Genomic DNA, 25,172 nt, shown 5'->3' on the forward strand with positions numbered 1-25,172 from the left:
ATGGATTGGGGTCGGGTCGTTCATGTGCTGTTCAGCCTTATTTCTTTAACCACCATTGCAGGGTTTTTGTATGAGCCTAACACGGTGGTGTTGTTTGTAGCGTTAGCTTTAAACCTTATTTCTGTTACGCTCAAAATTGGGGTGTGCAAGCGTTTCGCTTCAGAGCTGTTGGCCAGCTCTTTAGCTACCGTGCTGCATCTCATACCGGCGTTTGTGTTTTTACAGATTTTAAATAATTTGGTTACCGCTTACATGCTCATGATTGGGGCGTTGATTAGCAACGCTTTCAGCCTCATCTTTTTGTTGATTGAAAGCGTTGTAACGAGCGAAACAGATTAAGGGGTAGTGATGGATTTTATCAATATAGAAAAAAAATGGCAAGAATTTTGGTGGAAAAATAAGAGTTTTGAGCCTAAAGACGATTTTAACCTCCCTAAAAAATACATTTTGAGCATGCTGCCTTATCCTAGTGGGGAAATCCACATGGGGCATGTGCGCAATTACACCATTGGCGATGCGTTGGCGCGTTATTATCGTTTGCACCATTATAATGTGTTGCACCCTATGGGGTTTGATTCTTTTGGGATGCCTGCAGAAAATGCGGCCATTAAGCATGGTATCCACCCTAAAACCTGGACTTATGAAAACATTGAAGCCATGCAAAAAGAGTTTGAAGCTTTAGGGTTTTCTTTTTCTAAAAACAGGGAATTTGCCACTTCAGATCCGGATTACACGAAATTTGAACAGCAATTTTTCATTGATTTGTGGGAAAAGGGGCTAATTTATCGCAAGAAAGCCATGCTCAATTGGTGCCCTAACGACAAAACCGTTTTGGCTAATGAGCAAGTCATTGATGGGAGGTGTTGGCGTTGCGATACAGAAGTGATTCAAAAAGAACTCTATCAATATTATTTGAAGATCACAAACTACGCTGAAGAATTGCTAAAAGACTTAGAAACTTTAGAAAATCATTGGCCTTCTCAAGTCCTAATTATGCAAAAAAACTGGATAGGGAAATCTAGCGGGTTGCAATTTGGTTTTAAAATCGCTGATGAGTGCTTGAAAGCTTGCAATGGCATTCAAGAAATTGAAGTTTTTACCACAAGAGCGGACACTATTTATGGCGTAACTTACATCGCCATCGCCCCAGAACACCCTTTAGTAGAGCATGCCATTAAGCAAGTGAGTCAAGAAGATTCAAAGATGATTAAAGCGATTTTAAACACGACTCAAAGAGAAAGAGCTTTAGAGAAAAAAGGGGCGTTTTTAGGCATTTATGCTATCCACCCTTTAACAAAGCAAAAAATCCCTGTTTGGGTGGCTAATTTCGCCCTAGCTAATTATGGTTCTGGGGCGTTAATGGGCGTGCCAGCCTGCGATGAAAGGGATTTTGAATTCGCTAATCTTTATCATATCCCTATTAAAGTGATCACTCAAAGCCCTCAAAATTTGCCCCACACCAAAGAAGAGGTTTTAAAAAATAGCGGGGAGTGGAGCAATCTTTCTAGCTCAGTGGCCAGAGAAAAAATCATCGCTTATTTTGAAAAAGAAAACCTCGGTAAAAGGGTGATCAACTACCGCTTGCAAGATTGGGGAGTGAGCCGTCAAAGGTATTGGGGAGCGCCCATTCCTATGATTCATTGCAAACATTGCGGGATTGTGCCTGAAACCCAACTGCCGGTAACTTTACCTGAAGACATTGTGATTGATGGGGAGGGCAATCCGTTAGAAAAGCATGCGAGCTGGAAATTCGCTCAATGCCCTAAATGCCACAAAGACGCTTTAAGAGAAACAGACACCATGGACACTTTCATCCAATCCAGTTGGTATTTCTTGCGCTACACCACGCCCAAAAACCAGCGTGAAAATCAAGCGTTTGATCAAAATTACTTGAAGTATTTCATGCCAGTGGATACTTATATTGGCGGCATTGAGCATGCGATTTTGCACTTGTTATACGCGCGCTTTTTCACTAAGGCTTTAAGGGATTTGGGCTATCTTCATTTAGATGAGCCTTTCAAACAGCTTATCACTCAAGGCATGGTTTTAAAAAATGGCGCTAAGATGAGCAAATCTAAAGGCAATGTCGTTAGCCCTAAAGAGATACTTAAAAAATACGGGGCCGATGCGGCGAGGCTTTTTATCCTTTTTGCTGCCCCACCGGCTAAAGAATTAGAATGGAATGACAGCGCTTTAGAGGGCGCACACCGGTTTATCAAGCGCTTATACGATAAAGCGAACGCCATTACCCCTACCACTTCTAAGCCTGAATTTAAAGAAGTCAGCTTGAATGAAGCGCAAAAACTAGGGCGTAAAAAAGTCTATGAAGCGTTAAAAAAATCGCATGAAATTTTCAATAAGGCTGAAAGCGCTTACGCGTTTAACACTTTGATCGCAAGTTGCATGGAGGCTTTAAACGCTTTGAGTGCACAAAATAATGAGCAAATTTTATGCGAGGGTTATTTTGTGTTGTTGCAAATTTTAGAGCCTATTATCCCACACACCGCATGGGAGTTGAGCGAGAGGCTTTTTAAAAGAGAGAATTTTAAGCCTATAGCGATCGATGAAAACGCTTTGATGGAAGACTTTATGACTTTAGGGCTTACCATTAATGGCAAAAGGCGCGCGGAATTGAAAGTCAATATTAACGCCAGTAAGGAAGAAATTATTATTTTGGCTAAAAAAGAATTAGAGAAATATTTAGAAAAGGCGAGCGTTAAAAAAGAAATTTATGTGCCTAATAAGCTTGTTAATTTTGTTATCGCATGAAGGCTTTACTTTTTTTTATTTTGTTGCTTTGGTTCAAGGGTTGTGGGTATAAGCCCATCGCCGCTTACGCTCAAAACGCTTTAGGCGATAGCATATACGTGAAACTCATCGTGAATTTGCCTAACCCTGAAAACTCTGTAGAGTTTAAGGATTTGATGAATCGTTTAGTCGTGCAACGCTTCCAAAGCCGCTTAGCGAGTGAAAAGGATGCGGATTCTATCATTATTATAGAAATCACGAATGTAACCGATACGAGTATCACGCAAAATAAAGAAGGCTTTACGACTTTCTATCGCGCGACTGTGTCTGTAAGCTACACTTACGATAACAAAAGAGGCACACAAAAGACTTTTCAAAATAGCGGGTATTACAATTACGCTGTGAATTTGCAAGACCCCCTTAATACCTACCAGAACCGCTATTACGCGATCAATCAGGCTGTGGAGCAAACTTTGACTAAATTTGTGGCTCAAATCGCTTATGAAGGGAAATTCAATAATGAAAAATAGCCCTAGATTGAGCGCGTTTTTAGAAACAAAGCCTAAAGAATACCACAAGTTTGATCCTAGCCGTTTCATTCAAATTTATAAAGATTTTAAAAACGCTTTTTTTGAGGTTCAAGCGAAAGTCATTCATGTGGTAGGGACTAATGGCAAGGGCAGTACAGGGCGGTTTTTAACCCTTTTATTAGCCGATCAAAATTTTAAGGTGTTGCATTTCACCTCCCCTCATGTTTTTGAATTTAGGGAGCGCTTTTTTGTGAATGGCTCTGTTGTTGAAGAAAGCGTTTTAGAAAACGCCCACCAGCAATTGCAATCGCACGCTTTCAGTAGCACTTGCTCGTATTTTGAATACGCTACCTTACTAGCCGTCATGCTCGCTAAAGATTGCGATTATTTGGTTTTAGAAGCAGGGCTTGGGGGGGAGTTTGACAGCACGAACGCTTTAGAAAAAACCCTAAGCGTTTTCACCCCCATTGATTATGATCATAAGGAATTTTTAGGGGATAGTTTAGAAAGCATTGCGACTACTAAATTAAAAGCGATGAGCCCTCTTAATATCATCGCTCCCCAACAAGAACTGGTTTTAAATGTGGCTCAAAAGATCGCCAAAGACAAACACGCAAAATTGATTGTGGTTCAAAATGAGATTTCAAAAGGAGTCAAGGATTATATTGAACGCTACCATTTAGCCCATTTTTTAGCGATGAATTTAGAAGTGGCCCTAAAAGCGTTTGAAACGCTTATGCCATGCAATAAACAAGAAGTTTTAAAAAACCTAAAGCCCCTAAATTTAATCGGCCGTTGCGAGCTTTTAAGCCCTAATATCTTAATAGATGTGGGGCATAACCCCCATAGCGCTAAAGCCTTAAAAGAAGAGATCAAACGCGTTTTTAACACTAAAATTATTTTAATTTATAATTGCTATCAAGATAAAGACGCTTGTGGGGTGTTAGAAATTTTAAAGCCTGTGGTTAAAAAGGTTTTGATTTTAGAATTGCATAATGAAAGAATTATCCAATTAGAAAAACTTAAAGGGATTTTAGAAACTTTAGGGTTAGAACACGCTTTGTTTGAAGATTTGAAAGAAAATGAAAATTATTTGGTGTATGGCTCATTTCTGGTAGCCAACGCTTTTTATGAACGCTATCAAAAGAAGAGGGATTGATGCCACAAAACCAGCTTGTGATCACCATCATTGATGAATCAGGCTCTAAACAGCTCAAATTTTCTAAAAATTTAAAACGCAATCTCATCATTTCTGTTATCATTCTTTTATTGATCGTGGGGCTTGGCGTAGGGTTTTTAAAATTTTTAATCGCTAAAATGGATACGATGACAAGCGAGAGGAATGCGGTTTTAAGGGATTTTAGGGATTTATATCAAAAAAATTACACTTTGACAAAAGAGATTAAAAACAAGCGAGAAGAGCTCTTTATTGTGGGGCAAAAGATTCGCACGATAGAATCCTTGATTGAAGTCAAAAGAGGGGCCAATGGGGGCGTGCATCTCTATGATGAAGTGGATTTAGACAATTTGAATTTGGCTCAAAAACATTTAGCGCTCATGCTCATTCCTAATGGCATGCCCTTGAAAACTTATAGCGCTATCAAACCCACCAAAGAAAGGAACCACCCCATTAAAAAAATTAAGGGCGTTGAATCTGGGATTGATTTTATCGCGCCATTGAACACGCCTGTTTATGCGAGCGCTGATGGGATTGTGGATTTTGTGAAAACCAATTCTAATGTGGGGTATGGGAACTTGGTGCGCATTGAACATGCGTTTGGTTTTAGCTCCATTTACACGCATTTAGATCATGTCAATGTGCAGACCAAAAGCTTTATCCAAAAAGGGCAGTTGGTTGGCTATAGCGGGAAGAGCGGTAATAGCGGCGGCGAAAAATTGCATTATGAAGTGCGCTTTTTAGGTAAAATTTTAGATGCAGAAAAATTTCTAGCATGGGATTTAGATCATTTTCAAAGCGCTTTAGAAGAAAATAAATTTATTGAATGGAAGAATTTGTTTTGGGTTTTAGAAGACATTGTCCAGCTCCAAGAGCATGTGGATAAAGACGCGCTCATAAGCCAATAAGGATTTTAGTGTTTTTAGACAGGCGTTTGATTGTGATGGTTACGGACTCTAAAGGGAGCCGTTATCTTAATGTTCATATACTATTTCGTCAAATTGGCTTGTATGCACTTTTGAGCGTTGTGGGATCTTTATTGTTTTTAGGCATTTCGCTACTGGTTTTAAATAAAGAGATTAAAAACATTGACAAGCAGCATGCCTTAATCACTAAGGAATTTGAGAAAAAAAGAGAGACGAATGAAAAACTTTCTTTGCAAATGGATGAATTTTTAGACGATTTGCAACTTTCAGGGGAGCGCATCAACGATTTAGAAGAAGTGGTGGGGGTGAATAGGCCTGAAGAAGAAAAAGAAGAGGGCAATTTTTCCAGCCGATTAGATGTCGCTGGGATTACCGGGCTTCAAAAAAGCTTTATCATGCGCCTTATCCCTAATGACTACCCGCTAGAATCCTATCGGCGCGTTTCAGCCGCCTTCAATAAAAGAATCCACCCTATTTTGCATGTGTTGCACAACCATACCGGGCTTGACTTGAGCACCGCTATTAACACCCCTGTGTATGCGAGCGCGAGCGGGGTAGTGGGGTTAGCGAGCAAGGGGTGGAATGGGGGGTATGGGAATTTGATTAAAGTTTTCCACCCTTTTGGTTTTAAAACCTACTACGCCCATTTGAATAAAATCATCGTAAAAACGGGCGAATTTGTCAAAAAAGGGCAGTTGATTGGGTATAGTGGCAATACAGGGATGAGTACAGGGCCGCATTTGCATTATGAAGTGCGGTTTTTAAATCAACCCATAAACCCCATGAGTTTCACCAAATGGAACATGAAAGATTTTGAAGAAGTTTTCAATAAAGAAAGGAGCATCAGATGGCAATCTTTGATAACAATAATAAATCAGCTAATGCAAAAACAGGACCAGCGACTATCATCGCTCAAGGCACAAAAATAAAGGGGGAGCTTCATTTGGATTGCCATTTGCACATAGATGGCGAATTAGAAGGGGTGGTGCATTCTAAAAGCGCAGTGGTGATCGGGCAAACCGGCTCGGTAGTGGGTGATATTTTCACTAATAAATTAGTGGTTAATGGCAAGTTCACTGGCACGGTGGAAGCGGAAGTGGTAGAAATCATGCCTTTAGGGCGCTTGGATGGTAAGATCTCTAGCCAAGAGCTTGTGGTGGAAAGAAAGGGGATTTTGATTGGGGAAACTCGCCCTAAGAATATTCAAGGGGGGGCGTTGTTGATCAATGAGCAAGAAAAGAAAATTGAAAATAAATAGGGAATGATCCAATCTAGCCTTTATAGAGCCTTAAACAAAGGCTTTGATTATCAAATACTCGCTTGTAAGGATTTTAAAGAGTCCGAGCTCGCTAAAGAAGTCATAAGCTATTTTAAGCCAAATATCAAAGCCATTCTTTTCCCGGAGTTTAGGGCTAAAAAAAACGACGATTTGCGTTCGTTTTTTGAAGAATTTTTACAGCTTTTAGGGGGTTTAAGGGAGTTTTATCAAGCCTTAGAGAACAAGCAAGAAGCGATCATTATTGCCCCTATTAGCGCGTTATTGCACCATTTGCCTAAAAAAGAACTTTTAGAAAGCTTTAAAATCACTCTTTTAGAAAAATATAACCTTAAAGATTTAAAAGACAAGCTTTTTTATTATGGTTATGAAATTTTAGACTTAGTGGAAGTGGAAGGCGAAGCGAGCTTTAGGGGGGATATTGTGGATATTTATGCGCCCAATTCTAAAGCGTATCGCTTGAGTTTTTTTGACATGGAGTGTGAGAGCATTAAGGAATTTGACCCCACCACTCAAATGAGCCTCAAAGAAGATTTGTTAGAAATTGAAATCCCCCCCACGCTTTTTAGTTTGAACGAACAATCTTATAAGGATCTGAAAACCAAAGTGGAGCAAAGCCCCTTAAATAGCTTTTCTAAAGATTTAACTAGTTTTGGTTTGTGGTTTTTAGGAGAAAAAGCAAACGATTTGTTGCATGCCTATAAAAGCGTTATAAGCCCTAGAGCTTTAGAAGAAATCCAAGAATTAGCGAGCTTAAACGAATTGGATGGTGAGCGTTTCAAATTTTTAAAGGTTTTAGAAAACCCGCAAGGCTATGAAGATTTAGAAATCCATGCGCATGCCCTAGAAAGCTTTATAGCTTTGCATTCAAATCGTAAAATCACGCTCCTAGCCCCTAATAAAACGATTTTAGACAATGCGATAAGCGCGCTTGAAAAAAGCCATATTGAATGCGTCATCGCCCCCTTTGTGCTAAACTTTAAAACCCCTGATGGGATTTTTATTTCGCTCAATTCTTTTGAAAGGAAGAAAAAACGCCAAAAATCCAAGCTCGCTTTGAATGAATTGAATGCGGGCGAATGGGTGGTGCATGATGATTATGGGGTGGGCGTGTTTTCTCAATTAGTCCAACACAGCGTTTTAGGGAGCAAGAGGGATTTTTTAGAAATCGCTTATTGGGGCGAAGACAAACTGCTATTACCGGTAGAAAACCTGCACCTAATCGCTCGCTATGTGGCGCAAAGCGATAGCGTGCCAACTAAAGACCGGCTAGGGAAAGGGAGTTTTCTCAAACTGAAAGCTAAGGTTAAGACTAAGCTTTTAGAGATTGCAGGCAAGATCATTGAATTAGCGGCTGAACGCAATTTGATCTTGGGTAAAAAGATGGACACGCATTTAGCGGAGTTGGAAGTCTTTAAATCGCATGCGGGGTTTGAATACACAAGCGATCAAGAAAAGGCTATCGCTGAAATTTCAAAGGATTTAAGCTCTAAGAGAGTGATGGACAGATTACTGAGTGGGGATGTGGGTTTTGGGAAAACAGAAGTAGCGATGCATGCGATTTTTTGCGCGTTTTTGAACGGCTTTCAAAGCGCTCTGGTTGTGCCTACTACTTTATTAGCGCACCAGCATTTTGAGACTTTAAGGGCGCGTTTTGAAAATTTTGGCGTTAAAGTGGCTCGTTTGGACAGGTATGCGAGCGAAAAAAACAAGCTTTTAAAGGCGGTGGAATTAGGGCTAATTGATGTGCTTGTAGGCACGCATGCGATTTTAGGCGCGAAATTTAAAAACTTGGGCTTAGTGGTGGTGGATGAAGAGCATAAATTTGGTGTGAAACAAAAAGAAGCTTTAAAAGAATTGAGTAAAAGCGTGCATTTTTTAAGCATGTCCGCTACGCCTATTCCGCGCACTCTAAACATGGCACTCTCTCAAATTAAAGGCATCAGCTCTTTAAAAATCCCGCCCACAGACAGAAAGCCCAGCCGCACTTTTTTGAAAGAAAAGAATGACGAACTCTTAAAAGAGATTATTCATAGAGAATTGCGCCGTAACGGGCAAATTTTTTACATCCATAACCACATCGCTAGCATTTCAAAAGTCAAAACCAAGCTAGAAGATTTAATCCCTAAACTCAAAATCGCCATTTTGCATTCCCAAATTAGCGCTCATGAGAGCGAAGAAATCATGCTAGAGTTTGCTAAGGGAAACTATCAGGTTTTATTATGCACTTCCATTGTGGAATCAGGGATTCATTTGCCTAACGCTAACATGATTATTATAGATAACGCGCAAAATTTTGGGCTGGCTGATTTGCACCAATTAAGAGGGCGTGTGGGGAGGGGCAAAAAAGAAGGCTTTTGCTATTTCCTCATAGAAGATCAAAAAAGTTTGAATGAACAGGCCCTAAAACGCTTGCTCGCTTTAGAAAAAAATTCGTATTTAGGCAGCGGGGAGAGTATTGCTTATCATGATTTAGAAATTAGGGGGGGCGGGAATTTGCTCGGGCAAGATCAAAGCGGGCATATTAAAAATATCGGTTATGCACTCTATACGCGCATGCTTGAAGATGCGATTTATGAATTGAGTGGGGGGAAAAAAAGGCTTGAAAAGAGCGTAGAAATCCAATTGAGCGTGAGCGCTTTTTTAAACCCTGAACTCATTGCAAGCGATAGTTTGAGATTGGATTTGTACCGCCGTTTGAGTTTGTGTGAAAATACAGATGAGGTGGGGCAAATCCATGAAGAAATAGAAGACAGGTTTGGCAAAATAGACGATTTGAGCGCTCAATTTTTGCAAATCATTACGCTTAAAATTCTAGCCAACCAGCTTGGAATCATTAAGCTTTCTAATTTCAATCAAAACATCACCATTACTTATAGCGATGAAAAGAAAGAAAGCTTAAAAGCCCCAAGCAAAGACGATAACGATATTTTAGAAACCCTTTTGAAACATTTGCACGCTCAAATTTCTTTAAAATCATTACGCTTAAAATTCTAGCCAACCAGCTTGGCATCATTAAACTTTCTAATTTCAATCAAAACATCACCATTACTTATAGCGATGAAAAGAAAGAAAGCTTAAAAGCCCCAAGCAAAGACGATAACGATATTTTAGAAACCCTTTTGAAACATTTGCACGCTCAAATTTCTTTAAAGCGACACTAAAAGCATTTGATTTTAGCGTTAATTTTGTTATTTTAAAAAGATTATTAAGAGAGTTTGTTGTAAAATAGGGATTTGCTATGCCTTTAGTCGTTAAAAGGTAATTATCATTAAGGAGTTTTTTACATGGCAGATATTCAAAGGCGTGATTTTTTAGGAATGAGCCTTGCTAGTGTTACAGCTATAGGGGCTATAGCGAGTCTGGTAGCGATGAAAAAGACTTGGGATCCGCTTCCAAGCGTTGTTTCAGCCGGTTTTACGACCATAGATGTGGCGAACATGCAAGAAGGGCAGTTTTCCACCGTGGAATGGCGTGGGAAACCGGTCTATATCCTCAAGCGTTCTAAAAAAGAGGGCTTTAATGAAAAGCGCGATTTTAAAATTGGCGAGAGCGTTTTTACCACAGCCATTCAAATTTGCACGCATTTAGGGTGTATCCCCACTTATCAAGATGAAGAAAAAGGCTTTTTATGCCCATGCCATGGGGGGCGTTTCACTTCTGATGGCGTGAATATTGCCGGCACTCCCCCTCCACGCCCTTTTGATATTCCGCCTTTTAAAATTGAAGGCAATAAGATCACTTTTGGTGAAGCCGGGGCTGAATACAAGAAAATGATGGCTAAAGCGTAAGGAGAGTTCAATGGCAGAGATAAAAAAAGCGAAGAATTTAGGCGAATGGCTAGACATGCGTCTTGGCACTAACAAACTTGTTAAAGTGCTAATGACAGAATACTGGATCCCTAAAAACATCAATTTCTTATGGGCTATGGGGGTGATTTTATTGACCCTTTTTGGCGTGCTTGTAATCTCAGGGATTTTCTTGCTCATGTATTATAAGCCTGATGCGAAAATGGCGTTTGATAGCGTGAATTTCACCATCATGCAAGAAGTGGCTTATGGCTGGCTTTGGCGCCACATGCATGCCACGGCAGCGAGCATGATTTTTGTCATCATTTATATCCACATGTTTGTTGGCATCTATTATGGCTCTTACAAAAAGGGCCGTGAGATGATTTGGATTAGCGGGATGATTTTGTTTGTGGTCTTTAGCGCGGAAGCCTTTAGCGGGTATATGCTGCCTTGGGGGCAGATGAGCTATTGGGCCGCAGCGGTTATCACGAATTTATTTGGGGGCATTCCTTTCATTGGGGCTGATGTGGTGGAGTGGATTAGGGGGAATTATGTTGTGGCGGATTCCACTTTAACGCGTTTTTTCATGCTCCATGTGTTTTTACTGCCCATTGCGATCATTTTACTCATTGGGGTGCATTTCTATTCTTTACGCATCCCGCATGTCAATAACCAAGAAGGCGAAGAGATTGACTTTGAATCAGAAGAAAAGAAATTCATTGAAGGCAAGAAAAAAGAATCCAAAGTCATTCCTTTTTGGCCGGTATTCTTGTCTAAAGATATTTTTGTGGTTTGCGCGTTTATGGTCTTTTTCTTTTACTTGGTGTGTTACCACTATGATTTTGCGATGGATCCTATCAACTTTGAAAGGGCTAACAGCCTTAAAACGCCGCCTCACATTTACCCTGAATGGTATTTCTTATGGAGCTATGAAGTCTTAAGGGGCTTTTTCTTCAGCGCTGATTTAGGGCTAATGGCCTTTGGCGTGGCGCAAGTGATCTTTTTCTTACTGCCCTTTTTGGACAGAAGCCCAGTTGTCGCTCCTGCTCACAAACGGCCTGCGTTTATGGTGTGGTTTTGGCTTTTAATCATTGATATGATTGTTTTAACGATCTATGGTAAATTGCCCCCGCTTGGGATCGGTAAATACATTGGCTTAGTGGGTTCAATCACTTTCTTGGCTCTTTTCTTTGTGGTATTGCCCATTATCACTATCGCTGAGAGCAAGAAACAAGGGGGTGTTAGATGAAAGAATTTAAGATTCTAATTATCCTTATTGTGGTGATAGGCGTGATTTATTATGGGGTTGAGCCTTATGCGCATTCGGTGATGCACCCTAAAGTCGCTCCGGCAGATTTTGCTTTCAAGGATTTAGAGCCGATGGATTTAAAAAATGGCGACGCTAATAAAGGCAAACAGCTTGTATCCGAAAATTGCACCGCTTGCCATGGCATTAAATCCCAAAACATTCCAGCCCCTATGGACAGCCTTAGCGCGAGCAACTCGTTTGGGGTCGTGCCACCGGATTTAAGCCATGTGGCGGGGGTTTTGAACGCGAATTTCTTAGCCCACTTCATCAAAGACCCTGTGAAAACGGCGAAATTGAGCCATAAATTCAACGATGAAAGGCCCTATCCTATGCCGGCGTTTTCTCAATTTAGCGATAAAGATTTGAGCGATATTGTGGCGTATCTCACTTCTATTTTGCCTAAAAATTTGAGCGATAAGGAAGTGTTCGCGCAAAGCTGTCAAAGGTGTCATAGCTTGGATTATGCTAAAAATAAGGCCTTTAGCGATCCTAAAGATTTAGCCAATTATTTAGGCTCTCATGCGCCTGATTTGTCCATGATGATTAGAGCTAAAGGTGAACATGGCTTGAATATTTTCATCAACGATCCGCAAAAGCTTTTGCCTGGCACGGCTATGCCTAGAGTGGGATTGAGTGAACAAGCGCAAAAACAAGTCATCTCTTATTTGGAAAAAGCGGGCGATAGGAAAAAACATGAAAGGAATACCTTAGGGATTAAGATCATGATTTTCTTTGCGGTGCTGTCGTTCTTGGCTTATGCGTGGAAAAGAAAAGTTTGGAGCGAAGTGCATTGAATTAAAAAAAGGGGGGAGAGTGTTTTTTTTGTGGTCTTGTTTTATGGTCAGTTGCTTAGAATTTCCTTATGTCTTAATGGAGTGGTCCGATGATTTTAGATGCTAAATTTTTTGTGTTCATTTTTTTTAATGTGCTTTCAACATGCTTTCTCTCTTCGGTGAGTGTTGGTTTTATTTTCAAAGCATTTTTGTATAGTTTTATATGGCTTTTTATTATTTATTATGCGATCAGTTTTATTAAGAATAGGTTTGTAACAGAAAGCCTAAAAAGTTTTATATTAATTTTAGGGGTTGTGTTTAGCTGTATAGATATTTTTGGTTCGTATTATTTTCATTTGCCTTTATCTAATGAGCTGGGTAATATTTTATTCACCACGCATTATAAAGAGAGCTTGGAATTTCTCCATGCTTATGTCTATCCGCACTGGTATTTTGTGATAGGGCTTATTTTAATAGCTGTAGGTTCTCTAAAACTATTCAGTCTCATTCCTAATAAACCCATTTCTTTAAAAATGGCTAGTATTTTAAGCGTTTTATTTTTGATTGTAGAAGCGCCACACACTATAGCAACGATCAAAAAATATAAAGAGCGTGAAGCCCTGTTGAACGCTGATGGGACGATGGAATACATTGCTTTGGCTAAAGGAGCGTATTATTTTGGTAGGAATATCAGCAGTCTGAGAGAAAGCAACAACTCTAATCAAGCTTTAGAAAAAGCTTCTTATTCTAAAGATTACCTGCTCAAAAATACAGGAAGTGTTGAAAATGTGGTGTTGGTTTTTGGCGAGAGTTTGAACAGAAATTTTATGGGTGTTTATGGCTATCAAGCCCCTACAACCCCTTATTTAAACGCTTTAAAAGAAAAAGGTTCGCTTTTAGTGTTTGATAATGTGATCAGCCCGGCTTTTTATACGGACAAAAGTTTCACAATGCTTTTAACTTACGCCAATAGGGATAATCTCAACCAAAAAGCATGGTATCAATATAAAAACCTAGCCCATATCCTTAAACTGAGCGATTGTAAAAGCGTTTGGATCACTTCTCAAGGCTATGGACTCATGTGGGGTAATAGCTATTATCAAGTGGCTAAGCATTTTGATACTTATATAGAAAACGATAAACCTTATGATGAAAACTTGGCCGCTCTTTTCAAGCGGTATTATAATAACGAGAGAGAGAGAGAGAGAGTAAAAAGCGTAAAAATTTTGTTGTTTTTCACTTGATTGGCAATCATTTTGAATACAAAAACCGCTTTCCTAAAGAATTTTCCCGCTTCAATCTCAATAACACTTCTTATTTTTCAAAAAACAAGTCTTTGAAAGTTAAAAACAATGCTGACAAGCAAGTTGTAACCGATTATATTAACAGCGTTTATTATAATGATTATGTTTTGCATTCTTTGATTGAATTGTTTAAAGATAAGGATAGTCTCATTATCTACCTGAGCGATCATGGCAATGACATGTTTGAATCAAGCGCTTTCAATACCCATGAATGCTCAAATGCCAGCATGGAAATCCTATTTTTAATCTATATGAGCGATGCATTCAAACAAAAACACCCCCAAATGGTAAAAAGTTTTGAAGAAGCTTTACACAAGCCTTTTATGAGCGATGATTTATTGCATACCGTATTGCCATTAGCAGGAATAATAACCAAAGATTATGAAAAAACGAGGGATTTATTTAATGAGAGTTATAACGATAAACGCATAAGGAAGCCATGCGATAACAAGGTTTATCCCATGAATAAATGAGCGGTATTTATAATTGTCAATTTAAAAAATCAATCAATGCTTGAAGTTCCTTTGAATCAAAATTAAAAAATTTTTTAAGAATTTCTGTATTTTTTGGCTTATCTATCATTTTAGCGGTTGTAGAAACAGGATCTAGATTGTTTAAACCACAAGGAACAAAACCTCTCTCTAAACAAACAGAAAGCGTAATATAGGGTTGTAGCCAACATTTAGCATGTTTTTTTTGTTCTGATTGAATAGGTTTGATTTGTTTGATTTTGCGAAAAAACTCCTCGTAGGACTCGCAAAAAACTTGATAAAACGCTTTATTTTCACTTTCTTTTGCCATTTTTTCTAGCAAAGGCTCTAATTCGCAATAATTGGGGTCGTGTTCAGTCTCATCATTTTCTGGCAATAAAAAAATCTTAATCTGGTTAAACTCTTCATCGTTTAAGCGGTGTTCTTCTTCTGGGTTTTCTTGGAGTTGTTTCTTTATTTCTTGAATTTTAGCCTCTTTTGTTTGGTTGTCTGAATCAAAAACGATGTAAATATCTTTAGCTTTTAGGTTTTCTTTAACACTCTCGACTTCTTCAGAAAGCTTATCCTTGCTCCCACAATTGATAATATTAGAATCTTTAAGGCCTAAATTTTTAACCTCATTTAAAATCGTTAAAAAGATTTTGTCTGATTCGCCCTCCACATAAACGATCTTTTCTCGCATCAGCCTCTAACCTCCATGCCCCTATAAAGCACTTTTTCTAGCATAGAATAGCTGTGTCTGATAAAGCCAAAAGCGCTTTCTTTTTCAAATTCAAACAAGGCTATATCTTTAAAAACTCCCGTTTCATTATTGGGCATGGTGTTGATAGCGTTCAATAAAAATTCCTTATTGTGCGTGGTGGCAAAAATTTGAATCTGTAGTTTTTGAGCTAACTCAAACAGAGCTTTTAAAAACTCTTGCATTTTTGTATAGTGCAAACCACTTTCTATTTCATCAATAAAAAGATACTTAACACGATTGTCTATAAGAATGCTCGCCATGATAAAGAATTTGATAAACCCCCAACCAAACGAATTTAAAAGCCTTTTGGGGCTTTTTTCTAGCGGTGTGTTTTCATTTTTGATTTGGATATAGACAGACTTTCTTATGGCATCAGCATCTAAAATATCAGGGTTGAAATATTTTAAGACTTCCATTAATTCTTTTTCTTTGCTCGCTAATCGTAAATTTTCTAATGCTTGAAGAGAATTAACAATAGATAATTCCACAGGAATAAACATTGCATTTTCTTTATAGGTTTGAGCGATCTTATCTAAATCAGAATGGATTAAGCTTAAGTTTTGTCTTTCAAGTTCATAAGTCATTGTCATGGGGGAAAAAGATGGATTGTAGAAAAATTGGAGCTGTGGCTTCGTTATTGGTTTGCTTATAAGGTTTGTCATATGAATATCATCGCTATTCAAATTGATGTCTTTGCTGTAATTGGTTTGTGTGGGGTATTGGATAGTAAGAGGGATAGTAGCATGTTCAAACTCAGTGCGGATGCTAATGGGATTAGCGGTATTCTCTTGGTAAAAGAAGGTTTTTAGGTTGTCGTTATTGAGCTTGATTTTCCTAAATTCACTAACAAGCACCACATGTTCAGGGGGAAGACTGACTTGAACAGCAGAATCACAAAGACCCGTGTTGATATAAAGGGCTTCTAAAAGATTGGTTTTGCCTGTATCGTTTTGACCGGTAAAAAAGTTGATGAGTTTAAAATTTTCCATTTTAAGGTGCTTGAAATTTTTGTAATTTTCAATCTCTATGCTTTTAATCATTTAAATTCGCCTTTTAGTTAGCTTGAATTGATGCCACTAGATCATCGGTATAGTTACGCTAATTTTACCCTACTATTCTTACTTAATTTTAAAGCGGTTTTTCTCCAACGCATTTTGAATCGCAATAGAGGGCGATAGATAATTGTAACGCACTAAAATTTCGGTGATTTCTTTAAAAATAGGGGCTGCAATCTTGCTAGCGTAATATTCTTCCTTGCCGTGCGAGCCTAAGATAACCACGCCGATAGTAAAAACCTGCCTTTCATCTTCAGCGAACCCAAAAAAAGAGCTGTTGTAGGACTGCGCGCTATAACTCCCGTTTTTAGCAACCCTAGCCGTGCCGGTTTTGCCCCCTATGTATAGCCCTTCAAATTGAGCGTTTTTGCCTGTGCCATAACGCACCACTTTGATTAAGGTTTCTTTCATTTTCCTAGCGCTTTTGGGGCTAATGACTTGAAAGGTGGGTTTGGGGCTAGGAATGTAAATATCGCCATTAGGGGCGGTTTCTTGTTGCACTAAATAGGGGGTAGTCAATTTGCCTTCATTAGAAAACACCGCATAAGCCCTTAAAAGCTGCAAAAAAGTCGCGTTCAGCCCATAGCCATAAGAAACGCTCCCCTTTAACACTTCACGCTTGAAAGCGGACAAAGGAGGGATCTTTCCTGTGGCTTCTAAGGATAAATCAATGCCCGTTTTTTGAGAAAATCCATAGCCTAAAAGTCCGTTATAGAAATCCTCTGGGTTGAGATTTTTACTGATTTTTATCATGCCCACATTGCTAGATTGGATCAAAATGTCTTCCACAACGGCTTTTTTACTAGGGATAAAGTCATCTTTTATGGTGTATTTTCCTAATTGGTAATAGCCATGGTTTAAATCAATGCGTTCTTTGGGGTTGATTAAATTCTTGTCTAACAGTAAGGAATAAACAATGGGTTTGATCGTGCTGCCTGGCTCAAAAACCTTTTCGGCAACGCTCAAATTCAAGCTTTCATAATCGCTAGTTTTAATCGCATTAGGATTGAAGCGCTTGCTTGAAGCCAGCGATAAAATTTCCCCGCTTTTAGGGTTAATGATACCCACTAGGATTTCTTTAGCCTTGAGCTTGTCTTTAGTTTTATCTAATAGGGTTTCAATTTCTCTTTGGAGTTTTAAAGGAATGCTCAAATACACCTCATAGCCATCAAGGCGCTCAATCTCTGTGTAAGAGTGGTTTTGAATAAAGTTAAAACTCACATCTCTTTTGCCTGTTCTCATGCCATTTTGTTGGGCTTTAAGCAAGTGATCTTGAGATTTTTCAACGCCTTTTTTACCGGTAGTTAAAGTGAGCCTATCTTCTTCTTGTTTTTGCACATAGCCAATGATTGGTTCTAGGCTATTTTGATAAGGGTAATGCCTAGAAACGCCGCTCACTTCAATGTTTAGCCCTTGCTTTTGCCACACCTTATCGCGCGCGTCTTTGAAATTTTGAAAAACCCCAAAGGCTAGAAATTTCTTATTCAAGTCCCTAAGATTAGCAGCGGTATTGGGCGTGAGATCATAGGCTAGAATAATATAGCCTTTCGTATTGATAGCGTCTTTTAAGGACTTTTTAGGGATATTGCTATAAACAGAAAGAAAATCAATGAAAAAATCTTCTTTATCCGGGTTTAAAAACCTTGTGTCAAAGCCCAGTTTGAAAAGGGTTTGCGAAGTAGCCAGGCTGTAGTTGTCTTGACTATAGATAGTCCCCCTAGTCGCAGTGTCTTGTTTGCTCATCACCAGAGTGGGCATGTTGGCTTGGGCAAAAAAAGCTTTTTTAAAAGCCACCATTAAAAAAACAATAAAAAGCAACAAAAAGGTTAAAGCCGTAAATACGACCTTGTATTTTTGGGTTTCTAAAAATCGCTCTGGGTTGAAGTTGGGATCAATGTTTTTATTATTCATGAACGCTCACTTGAAAACGGCGTAGCGTTGGATCTTCACAACGCATGAGAACATGAATTTTTGATGGTAAAATCCGTTAAAATGGGGCGTAGCAACAACGAACCCTCTCTTTAAAAAAGACCAAGCGATCATTTAAAGAGACGCCACTTAAGAAACTAGATCTGCGTTCTTAAAAGCTCTTTATAAGCGCTGATCGCCTTGTTGCGCACTTCAAGCATGAGTTTCATGCTCGTTTCAGCCTTCCCTATAGCGATAGCCGCTTGGTGTAAATCTTTGATTTGCCCTGTCGCCATGTCGGCTAAGGCTTTATCAGATTGCTCTTGAGTGTTGTTAAGCTCATTGATGGATTGTTTTAAGAGTTTGGAAAACTCCCCACCTTTTTGTTCTTTAAAGGTGCTACCTGATTCTTCTCTTTTAGTCCTATTGTCTGTGTTAAGCTCAGAGAAAGGACTCAATAAGCTTTTATCATTGTGTATGGCTTGCATAGAACCTCCTTAAGCTCTTTTTTAAAAATTTAACTCTATTAAATATCTTATTCATTTCTGTATTCTACTGATCTTTGGCTAATACTACCTAAATTTCCTTATACTACCATAAATTGTTGAAAATCGTTCATGTTTGTAACATGCCAATCGCGTTCTGCGCCATGTTTTTAGCGCTTTGAAAGGCTGCAACATTGGCCTGATAAGCCCTAGTCGCTTCCACTAGATCCGCCATTTCAACCACCGCATTCACATTGGGGTAAGCCACATAGCCTTGAGCGTTAGCGTCAGGGTGACTGGGATCGTATTTCATTAACGGCTCGCTATCATCGCGCACAATCTTATCCACCACCACGCTTGTGATGGGGATTAGGTTGTCATCGCTTTCATCTAAAGGGTCTTCATAGGGGGTAATTTGATTGTTTTGAGCGATTTTTTGGTTTAAAATCTCATTGAAATCAAAAGCCTTAAACACCGCTTCTTGCCTCCTATAAGGGCCTCCTTCGCTCGTGCGCGTGGTGTTAGCGTTAGCGATATTAGAAGAAATCAAATTAGCCCTTAAGCGTTGGGCGGACAAACCATAACCGCTAATATCAAAAGAAGATAAAAACATGCTTTCCCTTAACTATAAATTCTTACTGGAATCAATGGCGTAATTGATCACGCCTCGATACTTTTTTAAGGCTGAACTCAAGGCTAAATACATGGTGGAGTTCTTGCCCATTTCACTCGTTTCTATGTCTAAATCCACGCTGTTGCCATCATTTTTAGCCAAATGCCCGTCTCTAAAAAAAAGGCTTGCCCCATCTTTAGCGCTATTTTCAAAGTCTAAATGCCTAGGGTTAGTGTGGGCTAATGGCAAAACTTTACTGGATTGGTTTTCAAAAATTTCCGCTTTTTTCTCCGCTAAAACGCTTTCAAAATCCAAATCCTTTGGCCTGTAAAAAGGGGTGTCCACATTAGCGATGTTAGAAGCGATCATATCTTGACGCAAAGACCGATAATCCAACGCTTTATAAACCAATCCAAACGCTTTAGAAAAATCCATATAAAACCCCTTTTTTAAACCCTTGCAAATTCATAACATGCAAAAAGCATTCCAAAACCGGCTCGCTTTTTCACTTAAAGAATGCGATCAATTTCAAAACATGCTTAAGCTTGAGCGATAAGCCAATTCAGATCCATTATAGTGTAAAATACCCCTAAAACACCTTAAGAGAACGCCTATTCAAAAACCAAAATAAGGAAATCCTAATGACTACAGACAGAAACCTGTTTTTTTGCGCTTCGCTATTGATTTTTTTGGGGGTATTGATGAGCTATTCGCTCTCAACTTACACCACAGTGGTGCTGTATCATTATGGGGAATTCCATTTTTTCATACGCCAGCTTTTAAGTGCGATCATGGGGATTGTTATCATGTGGGGGTTGTCTAGGGTTGATCCTAGCAAGTGGTTTAGCCGTTTGGGGTTTTTTCTTCTTTTTATCCCACCATTACTCATTATTGGCATGTTTTTTTTTGCCAGAAAGCCTTTCTAGTAGCGCTGGGGGGGCGAAGAGATGGATTCGTTTGGGGTTTTTTTCTCTAGCGCCTTTGGAGTTTTTAAAGGTTGGTTTCACCTTTTTTCTTGCGTGGAGTTTGTCTCGCACCTTTGTGGCAAAGGAAAAGGTTAATGTCAAAGAAGAACTCATCACTTTTGTGCCTTATTCGGTGGTGTTTGTAGCCTTAGCGATTGGGGTGGGGGTTTTGCAAAACGATTTGGGGCAGATCGTTCTTTTGGGGGCGGTTTTAGCGGTGTTGTTGGTTTTTTCTGGGGGGAGTGCGCATTTGTTTAGCTTGATTATTTCAGGGGCGTTTGCGATCAGCGTTTTAGCGATTGTTACAAGCGAGCATAGGATTTTACGCCTGAAATTGTGGTGGTCTAATTTGCAAAACTCGCTTTTCACGCTCTTGCCGGATAGATTAGCGAACGCTCTTAGAATAAGCGACTTGCCCGAATCCTATCAAGTCTTTCATGCAGGCAATGCCATGCATAATGGGGGGTTGTTTGGGCAAGGGCTTGGGCTTGGGCAAATCAAGCTTGGGTTTTTGAGCGAAGTGCATACGGACATGGTCTTAGCCGGAATCGCCGAAGAATGGGGGTTTTTGGGGCTATGCGTTTGTTTTATTTTGTTTTCTGTTTTGATTGTTTTGATTTTTAGGGTCGCTAACCGCTTGAAAGAGCCAAAATACTCGCTATTTTGCGTGGGTGTGGTGCTACTCATCAGTTTTTCTTTAGTGATCAACGCCTTTGGAGTGGGAGGAATTCTTCCGGTTAAAGGTCTAGCGGTGCCGTTTTTGAGCTATGGAGGGAGTTCGCTTTTAGCGAATTGTATCGCTATAGGGCTTGTTTTAAGCCTAGCACGATACACGAAGGGCTAAAGAATACTAGCCTTTTTTTTAAAATCAATGCCATAAAAAGGGTTCAATTTCTGCATCATTCAAATCAAAAACCACTTTATAATAGTCTTTAACAATCGCATTAATATCCACGCCCTTAAACGCTTCAGGGTGGGCTTTTAGAGCGATAAATAAGCTTATAAGTGGGGCTCTAGGCCCGCCAATGTCCATTGTGGGGAGTTTATAAACTTGCTTGTTTTTAATGGCTTTGATAGTGGAAAACTTGGGGTTGTTTAACACATCTTCAGGAGTGAGTGGGCTTACCCACCAAATGAAAATGATTTCAGGGTTTTCTTTAACGATTTTTTCCACGCTAATGTCAGCGCGCCCGAATTTGACATATTTCAAGCCAAAATTGTCTATGCCCCCTTTTTCTAAAATGTCTGAGCTAATGGCTTGATGGCCACTAATCTTATTGGCTTTGTGGAAAAGCTCCACCCCTTTTTTCTTTTTAACATCTTTCAAACGCTTTTTGATAAAATCCAAAGTTTCTTGCATTTTGGCGAATTTTTTAGAAGCATCAATTTCTAAGACTGCAGCTTGAGCTTGCATGGCTTGCATGGCCTCTGCAATCGTTGTTTCTTGAAAAGAAAGGAATGAAATCCCAAATTTTTTCGCATGCTCTACCGCTTTAGGGTTGCCCACAAAGGTTACAACAAGATCAGGGCTAAGCTTTTTTAAAAGCTCCACATTTAGCGCGGCTGTATGATCAGTGCTCATGTGTTTGATGCGTTTAAGCTCTTCGCCTTTGAGAGTGGCTTTAACAATATCATCTTTAAAAGCGTAATCCGAAACGCCTACAACCCTGTTCCAAACATTAAGCATGGCAGGCACTTCTACATAGCTCCCTATGTAGGCTATTTTAGAAATAGGAAGCTTTATGGTTTGCTCCCCGAAATAATCCTTGACTTTGACTTCTTGCATTGAAGCGTTGCACACATTCAACAATAATGAAGCGACAAGTGCGCCTAAAGAATAAGAAATGAAAGCTTTTTTAAAGCGAGTAACTAACATAACGATCCTTTTTGTATGATTTATGAAGCGATTATAACATTACTAAGAAAATAACAATAGTAAAAATGAAACTATTTTTCATAAAATCTTAAAAGATAAAGGTAAGATAAAAATAGGGAAGAAGATTTTAGCTATAGGGCTTGTTTTAAGCCTAGCGCGATACACGAAGGGCTAAAAAATATCAGCCCTTTTTTAAGAAATCAATGCCATAAAAAGGGTTCAATTTCTGCATCCTTCAAATCAAAAACCACTTTATAATAATCTTTGACAATCGCATTAATATCCACGCCCTTAAACGCTTCAGGGTGGGCTTTTAAAGCGATATACAAACTAATGAGTGGGGCTCTAGGCCCGCCAATATCCATTGTGGGGAGTTTATAAACTTGCTTGTTTTTGATAGCTTTGATAGTGGAAAACTTGGGGTTGTTTAACACATCTTCAGGAGTGAGTGGGCTTATCCACCAAATAAAGATAATCTCAGGGTTTTCTTTAACGATTTTTTCCACGCTAACATCAGCACGCCCAAATTTGACATATTTCAAGCCAAAATTATCTATGCCCCCTTTTTCTAAAATATCTGAATCAAGGGCTTGATGGCCGCTAATCTTATTGGCTTTGTGGAAAAGCTCCACCCCTTTTTTCTTTTTGACATCTTTCAAACGCTCTTTGATAAAATCTAAAGTTTCTTGCATTTTGGCGAATTTTTTAGAAGCGTCAATTTCTAAAGCTTTAGCTTGAGCGTCAATATCTTCCATGACTTCTGCAATGGTTTTTTCTTGAAAAGAAAGGAACGAAATCCCAAATTTTTTCGCATGCTCTACCGCTTTGGGGTTGCCTACAAAGGTTACAACAAGATCGGGGCTAAGCTTTTTTAAAAGCTCCACATTCAAAGCCGCCACATGATCGCTGCTCATGGATTTAATGCGTTTAGGATCTTTGAGAGTGGCTTTAACAATATCAGATTTAAAAGCGTAATCCGAAATACCTACAACCCTATCCCAAGTATTGAACATAGCAGGCACTTCTGCAAAGCTACCCAAGTAGATTATTTTAGAAACAGGAAGCTTTATAGTTTGCTCCCCAAAATAATCCTTGACTTTGACTTCTTGATTAGAAGCGTTAGCCACGCCTAATAAAGATGAAACAATAAGTGCACCTAAAGAATAAGAGATTAAGGCTTTTTTAAAGCGAGTAACTAACATAACGATCCTTTTTGTATGATTTATGAAGCGATTATAACACTATTTAAGGAAATACAAGCAGTAAAAATGAAACTATTTTTCACAAAATCTTAAAATTTAAAAGGAAATATCCTTTCATTAACTTTTTAAGAATATACTCCACCATGTTTCCGCTGATTGAGTGGAAAGCATAATGAATTAAATCTAGTCAGGTTTAATTTTGATCCAACAAAATTTTAAAACACTTAAGGAGTTGTATATGTTAGTTACAAAACTTGCCCCCGATTTTAAAGCACCTGCCGTTTTAGGAAACAACGAGGTTGATGAACACTTTGAGCTTTCTAAAAATTTAGGTAAGAGCGGTGCGATTCTTTTCTTTTGGCCAAAAGATTTTACTTTTGTATGCCCTACAGAAATCATTGCGTTTGACAAAAGAGTGAAAGACTTCCAAGAAAAAGGCTTTAATGTGATTGGCGTGTCTATTGACAGCGAACAAGTGCATTTTGCATGGAAAAACACCCCTGTAGAAAAAGGCGGTATTGGTCAAGTAACTTTCCCTATGGTGGCTGATATCACTAAGAGCATTTCTAGGGACTATGATGTGCTGTTTGAAGAAGCGATCGCTTTGAGAGGAGCTTTTTTGATTGACAAAAACATGAAAGTAAGACACGCAGTGATCAATGACTTGCCATTAGGTAGGAATGCAGATGAAATGCTTCGCATGGTAGACGCTCTCTTGCACTTTGAAGAACATGGTGAAGTATGCCCAGCAGGCTGGAGAAAAGGCGATAAAGGTATGAAAGCTACCCATAAAGGCGTTGCAGAATATCTTAAAGAAAATTCCATTAACCTTTAATGGTTCAATTCGCTGTTTGATCAAGAGAAACTTCGTTTTTCTTGGTTGAATCTTTTTCTTTTTATTCTTTGCCAGTTTCTAAAATTTTCGTATCGTTTTATCTTTTTATAATTTTTGAATTAATTTTTTTTAATAAAGGGTTTTTTATGAACATATTCAAGCGTATTATTAGTGTAGGGGTAATTGCTTTAGGTTTGTTTAGTCTATTAGACGCCAAACACCACAAAGAAAAAAAAGAAAAGCATGAAATCACTCGTGAGCTTAAAGTGGGCGCTAGCCCTGTGCCGCATGCGCAAATCTTGCAATCAGTCGTGGACGATTTGAAGGAGAAAGGGATCAAATTAGTGATCGTGTCTTTTACGGATTATGTGTTGCCTAATTTAGCGCTCAATGACGGCTCTTTAGACGCGAATTACTTCCAGCACCGCCCTTATTTGGATCGGTTTAATTTGGACAGAAAAATGCACCTTGTTGGTTTGGCCAATATCCATGTGGAGCCTTTAAGATTTTATTCTCAAAAAATCACAGACATTAAAAACCTTAAAAAAGGCTCAGTGATTGCCGTGCCAAATGATCCGGCCAATCAAGGCAGGGCGTTGATTTTACTCCATAAACAAGGCCTTATCGCTCTCAAAGACCCAAGCAATCTATACGCTACGGAGTTTGATATTGTCAAAAATCCTTACAACATCAAAATCAAGCCTTTAGAAGCCGCGCTATTGCCTAAGGTTTTAGGGGATGTGGATGGGGCCATTGTAACAGGGAATTATGCCTTGCAAGCAAAACTCACCGGAGCCTTATTTTCAGAAGACAAAAACTCGCCTTATGCCAATCTAATAGCCGCTCGTGAGGATAACGCGCAAGATGAAGCTATAAAAGCGCTGATTGAAGCCTTACAAAGTGAAAAGACCAGGAAATTTATTTTGGATACCTATAAGGGAGCGATTATCCCAGCTTTTTAAGCCATTTGGATAAAATTCATCTTTAAGATGAATGGGGGCTTTAGGCACTAATAAAAGGCTCTTTTCTCATTGAGCATTAAAAACGCTAAAAATATTTTTAAAATACAACTATAAAAGAGCTTGCGCTAATCAAGTGGCAATTTCTTAAAAGCGTTATTTCTTAAAGGGGGAAATGGCGCAAAATAACCCCCTATCCCTTTAAGA

At 39.0% G+C, this 25,172-nt stretch carries 24 protein-coding genes and 1 pseudogene; 16 read left to right on the forward strand and 9 right to left on the reverse strand.

Annotated elements, in window-relative coordinates:
- The 13 genes from HPOKI112_RS07635 (at position 1) to HPOKI112_RS08585 (ending at position 14,307) form a co-directional block, all read left to right on the forward strand.
- Positions 1-339: a DUF6394 family protein gene (locus tag HPOKI112_RS07635; RefSeq protein WP_000383774.1), complete on the forward strand. Its 339-nt coding sequence runs from the start codon at positions 1-3 to the stop codon at positions 337-339.
- Between the two features lie 9 nt (positions 340-348).
- Positions 349-2,769 carry a leucine--tRNA ligase gene (gene leuS / locus HPOKI112_RS07640; protein ID WP_015428442.1) on the forward strand — a complete coding sequence of 807 codons (2,421 nt, stop codon included), beginning with the start codon at positions 349-351 and terminating at the stop codon, positions 2,767-2,769.
- Complete coding sequence (lptE, locus tag HPOKI112_RS07645; RefSeq protein ID WP_025276500.1) at positions 2,766-3,278, forward strand: LPS assembly lipoprotein LptE; 513 nt, start codon at positions 2,766-2,768, stop codon at positions 3,276-3,278. The genes leuS and lptE overlap by 4 nt, the downstream gene beginning before the upstream one ends.
- A complete protein-coding gene (locus HPOKI112_RS07650) occupies positions 3,268-4,437 on the forward strand; it encodes a bifunctional folylpolyglutamate synthase/dihydrofolate synthase (RefSeq protein WP_025277218.1) in 1,170 nt (389 codons plus the stop codon). The genes lptE and HPOKI112_RS07650 overlap by 11 nt, the downstream gene beginning before the upstream one ends.
- A complete protein-coding gene (gene csd2 / locus HPOKI112_RS07655) occupies positions 4,437-5,363 on the forward strand; it encodes a M23B family cell shape-determining DD-metalloendopeptidase Csd2 (protein WP_025276502.1) in 927 nt (308 codons plus the stop codon). The genes HPOKI112_RS07650 and csd2 overlap by 1 nt, the downstream gene beginning before the upstream one ends.
- An 8-nt stretch (positions 5,364-5,371) precedes the next feature.
- The gene (gene csd1, locus HPOKI112_RS07660) at positions 5,372-6,310 is read left to right on the forward strand and encodes a peptidoglycan DD-metalloendopeptidase Csd1 (protein WP_025310067.1); all 939 of its coding nucleotides are present in this window, start codon (positions 5,372-5,374) and stop codon (positions 6,308-6,310) included.
- On the forward strand, positions 6,229-6,639 hold the full coding sequence (locus HPOKI112_RS07665; protein WP_038418688.1) for a bactofilin family protein: 411 nt from the start codon (positions 6,229-6,231) through the stop codon (positions 6,637-6,639). The genes csd1 and HPOKI112_RS07665 overlap by 82 nt, the downstream gene beginning before the upstream one ends.
- A 3-nt stretch (positions 6,640-6,642) precedes the next feature.
- Entirely contained in the window at positions 6,643-9,654 is a 3,012-nt protein-coding gene (gene mfd / locus HPOKI112_RS07670) for a transcription-repair coupling factor (protein ID WP_025310069.1), read from the forward strand.
- A 290-nt stretch (positions 9,655-9,944) separates the two neighbouring features.
- On the forward strand, positions 9,945-10,448 hold the full coding sequence (locus HPOKI112_RS07675; protein WP_025310070.1) for a ubiquinol-cytochrome c reductase iron-sulfur subunit: 504 nt from the start codon (positions 9,945-9,947) through the stop codon (positions 10,446-10,448).
- A gap of 10 nt (positions 10,449-10,458) precedes the next feature.
- A complete protein-coding gene (locus tag HPOKI112_RS07680) occupies positions 10,459-11,697 on the forward strand; it encodes a cytochrome b (RefSeq protein WP_000807853.1) in 1,239 nt (412 codons plus the stop codon).
- Positions 11,694-12,551: a cytochrome c1 gene (locus HPOKI112_RS07685; RefSeq protein ID WP_025310071.1), complete on the forward strand. Its 858-nt coding sequence runs from the start codon at positions 11,694-11,696 to the stop codon at positions 12,549-12,551. Before HPOKI112_RS07680 ends, HPOKI112_RS07685 begins: the two co-directional genes overlap by 4 nt.
- An 89-nt stretch (positions 12,552-12,640) precedes the next feature.
- Positions 12,641-13,774: a sulfatase-like hydrolase/transferase gene (locus HPOKI112_RS08580; RefSeq protein WP_025310072.1), complete on the forward strand. Its 1,134-nt coding sequence runs from the start codon at positions 12,641-12,643 to the stop codon at positions 13,772-13,774.
- Complete coding sequence (locus HPOKI112_RS08585; RefSeq protein WP_025276508.1) at positions 13,771-14,307, forward strand: sulfatase-like hydrolase/transferase; 537 nt, start codon at positions 13,771-13,773, stop codon at positions 14,305-14,307. Before HPOKI112_RS08580 ends, HPOKI112_RS08585 begins: the two co-directional genes overlap by 4 nt.
- A 16-nt stretch (positions 14,308-14,323) precedes the next feature.
- On the opposite strand, the gene HPOKI112_RS07700 is transcribed toward HPOKI112_RS08585, so the two are convergent.
- The 7 genes from HPOKI112_RS07700 to flgB all read right to left on the reverse strand — a co-directional run bounded on the left by HPOKI112_RS07700 (position 14,324) and on the right by flgB (position 19,563).
- Positions 14,324-15,007 (reverse strand): DUF3226 domain-containing protein, encoded by a 684-nt coding sequence (locus HPOKI112_RS07700; RefSeq protein WP_025310073.1) that lies wholly within the window; start codon positions 15,005-15,007, stop codon positions 14,324-14,326.
- Positions 15,007-16,107, reverse strand: coding sequence for an AAA family ATPase (locus tag HPOKI112_RS07705; RefSeq protein WP_025310074.1), 1,101 nt, complete (start codon positions 16,105-16,107; stop codon positions 15,007-15,009). Before HPOKI112_RS07705 ends, HPOKI112_RS07700 begins: the two co-directional genes overlap by 1 nt.
- A 78-nt stretch (positions 16,108-16,185) precedes the next feature.
- Entirely contained in the window at positions 16,186-18,033 is a 1,848-nt protein-coding gene (locus tag HPOKI112_RS07710) for a peptidoglycan D,D-transpeptidase FtsI family protein (RefSeq protein ID WP_025310075.1), read from the reverse strand.
- Positions 18,034-18,039: 6 nt separating this feature from the next.
- Entirely contained in the window at positions 18,040-18,165 is a 126-nt protein-coding gene (locus tag HPOKI112_RS08380) for a transcriptional regulator (RefSeq protein ID WP_080276280.1), read from the reverse strand.
- 23 nt (positions 18,166-18,188) lie between these two features.
- A complete protein-coding gene (gene fliE, locus HPOKI112_RS07715; protein WP_001147918.1) occupies positions 18,189-18,518 on the reverse strand; it encodes a flagellar hook-basal body complex protein FliE in 330 nt (109 codons plus the stop codon).
- Between the two features lie 127 nt (positions 18,519-18,645).
- A complete protein-coding gene (gene flgC / locus HPOKI112_RS07720) occupies positions 18,646-19,128 on the reverse strand; it encodes a flagellar basal body rod protein FlgC (protein WP_025276512.1) in 483 nt (160 codons plus the stop codon).
- Positions 19,129-19,140: 12 nt separating this feature from the next.
- Positions 19,141-19,563, reverse strand: a complete 423-nt coding sequence (flgB, locus tag HPOKI112_RS07725; RefSeq protein ID WP_000347780.1) for a flagellar basal body rod protein FlgB — start codon at positions 19,561-19,563, stop codon at positions 19,141-19,143.
- A gap of 266 nt (positions 19,564-19,829) precedes the next feature.
- On the opposite strand from flgB, the pseudogene HPOKI112_RS07730 reads away from it, so the two are divergent.
- Positions 19,830-20,937 (forward strand): annotated as a pseudogene (locus tag HPOKI112_RS07730) (FtsW/RodA/SpoVE family cell cycle protein).
- 24 nt (positions 20,938-20,961) lie between these two features.
- Here the strand turns inward: HPOKI112_RS07730 and HPOKI112_RS07735 are convergent.
- The gene (locus HPOKI112_RS07735; protein ID WP_025310076.1) at positions 20,962-21,969 is read right to left on the reverse strand and encodes an ABC transporter substrate-binding protein; all 1,008 of its coding nucleotides are present in this window, start codon (positions 21,967-21,969) and stop codon (positions 20,962-20,964) included.
- Positions 21,970-22,169: 200 nt separating this feature from the next.
- Positions 22,170-23,171: an ABC transporter substrate-binding protein gene (locus HPOKI112_RS07740; RefSeq protein WP_025310077.1), complete on the reverse strand. Its 1,002-nt coding sequence runs from the start codon at positions 23,169-23,171 to the stop codon at positions 22,170-22,172.
- A 238-nt stretch (positions 23,172-23,409) separates the two neighbouring features.
- On the opposite strand from HPOKI112_RS07740, the gene HPOKI112_RS07745 reads away from it, so the two are divergent.
- Positions 23,410-24,006, forward strand: coding sequence for a peroxiredoxin (locus HPOKI112_RS07745; protein ID WP_000961662.1), 597 nt, complete (start codon positions 23,410-23,412; stop codon positions 24,004-24,006).
- Positions 24,007-24,152: 146 nt separating this feature from the next.
- Positions 24,153-24,968, forward strand: a complete 816-nt coding sequence (locus HPOKI112_RS07750; RefSeq protein ID WP_025277226.1) for a MetQ/NlpA family ABC transporter substrate-binding protein — start codon at positions 24,153-24,155, stop codon at positions 24,966-24,968.
- Positions 24,969-25,172: the final 204 nt, after the last annotated feature.

Origin of the sequence: Helicobacter pylori oki112 (assembly GCF_000600085.1) — a bacterium.
Classification (GTDB): domain Bacteria; phylum Campylobacterota; class Campylobacteria; order Campylobacterales; family Helicobacteraceae; genus Helicobacter; species Helicobacter pylori_CY.

Bases quoted from the DNA above. Each gene is read 5' to 3' on its own strand.
- HPOKI112_RS07635 (WP_000383774.1), top strand. From the start codon at position 1: ATGGATTGGGGTCGGGTCGTTCATGTGCTGTTCAGCCTTATTTCTTTA.
- leuS (WP_015428442.1), top strand. From the start codon at position 349: ATGGATTTTATCAATATAGAAAAAAAATGGCAAGAATTTTGGTGGAAA.
- lptE (WP_025276500.1), top strand. From the start codon at position 2,766: ATGAAGGCTTTACTTTTTTTTATTTTGTTGCTTTGGTTCAAGGGTTGT.
- HPOKI112_RS07650 (WP_025277218.1), top strand. From the start codon at position 3,268: ATGAAAAATAGCCCTAGATTGAGCGCGTTTTTAGAAACAAAGCCTAAA.
- csd2 (WP_025276502.1), top strand. From the start codon at position 4,437: ATGCCACAAAACCAGCTTGTGATCACCATCATTGATGAATCAGGCTCT.
- HPOKI112_RS07665 (WP_038418688.1), top strand. From the start codon at position 6,229: ATGGCAATCTTTGATAACAATAATAAATCAGCTAATGCAAAAACAGGA.
- mfd (WP_025310069.1), top strand. From the start codon at position 6,643: ATGATCCAATCTAGCCTTTATAGAGCCTTAAACAAAGGCTTTGATTAT.
- HPOKI112_RS07675 (WP_025310070.1), top strand. From the start codon at position 9,945: ATGGCAGATATTCAAAGGCGTGATTTTTTAGGAATGAGCCTTGCTAGT.
- HPOKI112_RS07680 (WP_000807853.1), top strand. From the start codon at position 10,459: ATGGCAGAGATAAAAAAAGCGAAGAATTTAGGCGAATGGCTAGACATG.
- HPOKI112_RS07685 (WP_025310071.1), top strand. From the start codon at position 11,694: ATGAAAGAATTTAAGATTCTAATTATCCTTATTGTGGTGATAGGCGTG.
- HPOKI112_RS08580 (WP_025310072.1), top strand. From the start codon at position 12,641: ATGATTTTAGATGCTAAATTTTTTGTGTTCATTTTTTTTAATGTGCTT.
- HPOKI112_RS07700 (WP_025310073.1), bottom strand. From the start codon at position 15,007: ATGCGAGAAAAGATCGTTTATGTGGAGGGCGAATCAGACAAAATCTTT.
- HPOKI112_RS07705 (WP_025310074.1), bottom strand. From the start codon at position 16,107: ATGATTAAAAGCATAGAGATTGAAAATTACAAAAATTTCAAGCACCTT.
- HPOKI112_RS07710 (WP_025310075.1), bottom strand. From the start codon at position 18,033: ATGAATAATAAAAACATTGATCCCAACTTCAACCCAGAGCGATTTTTA.
- HPOKI112_RS08380 (WP_080276280.1), bottom strand. From the start codon at position 18,165: ATGATCGCTTGGTCTTTTTTAAAGAGAGGGTTCGTTGTTGCTACGCCC.
- fliE (WP_001147918.1), bottom strand. From the start codon at position 18,518: ATGCAAGCCATACACAATGATAAAAGCTTATTGAGTCCTTTCTCTGAG.
- flgC (WP_025276512.1), bottom strand. From the start codon at position 19,128: ATGTTTTTATCTTCTTTTGATATTAGCGGTTATGGTTTGTCCGCCCAA.
- flgB (WP_000347780.1), bottom strand. From the start codon at position 19,563: ATGGATTTTTCTAAAGCGTTTGGATTGGTTTATAAAGCGTTGGATTAT.
- HPOKI112_RS07735 (WP_025310076.1), bottom strand. From the start codon at position 21,969: ATGTTAGTTACTCGCTTTAAAAAAGCTTTCATTTCTTATTCTTTAGGC.
- HPOKI112_RS07740 (WP_025310077.1), bottom strand. From the start codon at position 23,171: ATGTTAGTTACTCGCTTTAAAAAAGCCTTAATCTCTTATTCTTTAGGT.
- HPOKI112_RS07745 (WP_000961662.1), top strand. From the start codon at position 23,410: ATGTTAGTTACAAAACTTGCCCCCGATTTTAAAGCACCTGCCGTTTTA.
- HPOKI112_RS07750 (WP_025277226.1), top strand. From the start codon at position 24,153: ATGAACATATTCAAGCGTATTATTAGTGTAGGGGTAATTGCTTTAGGT.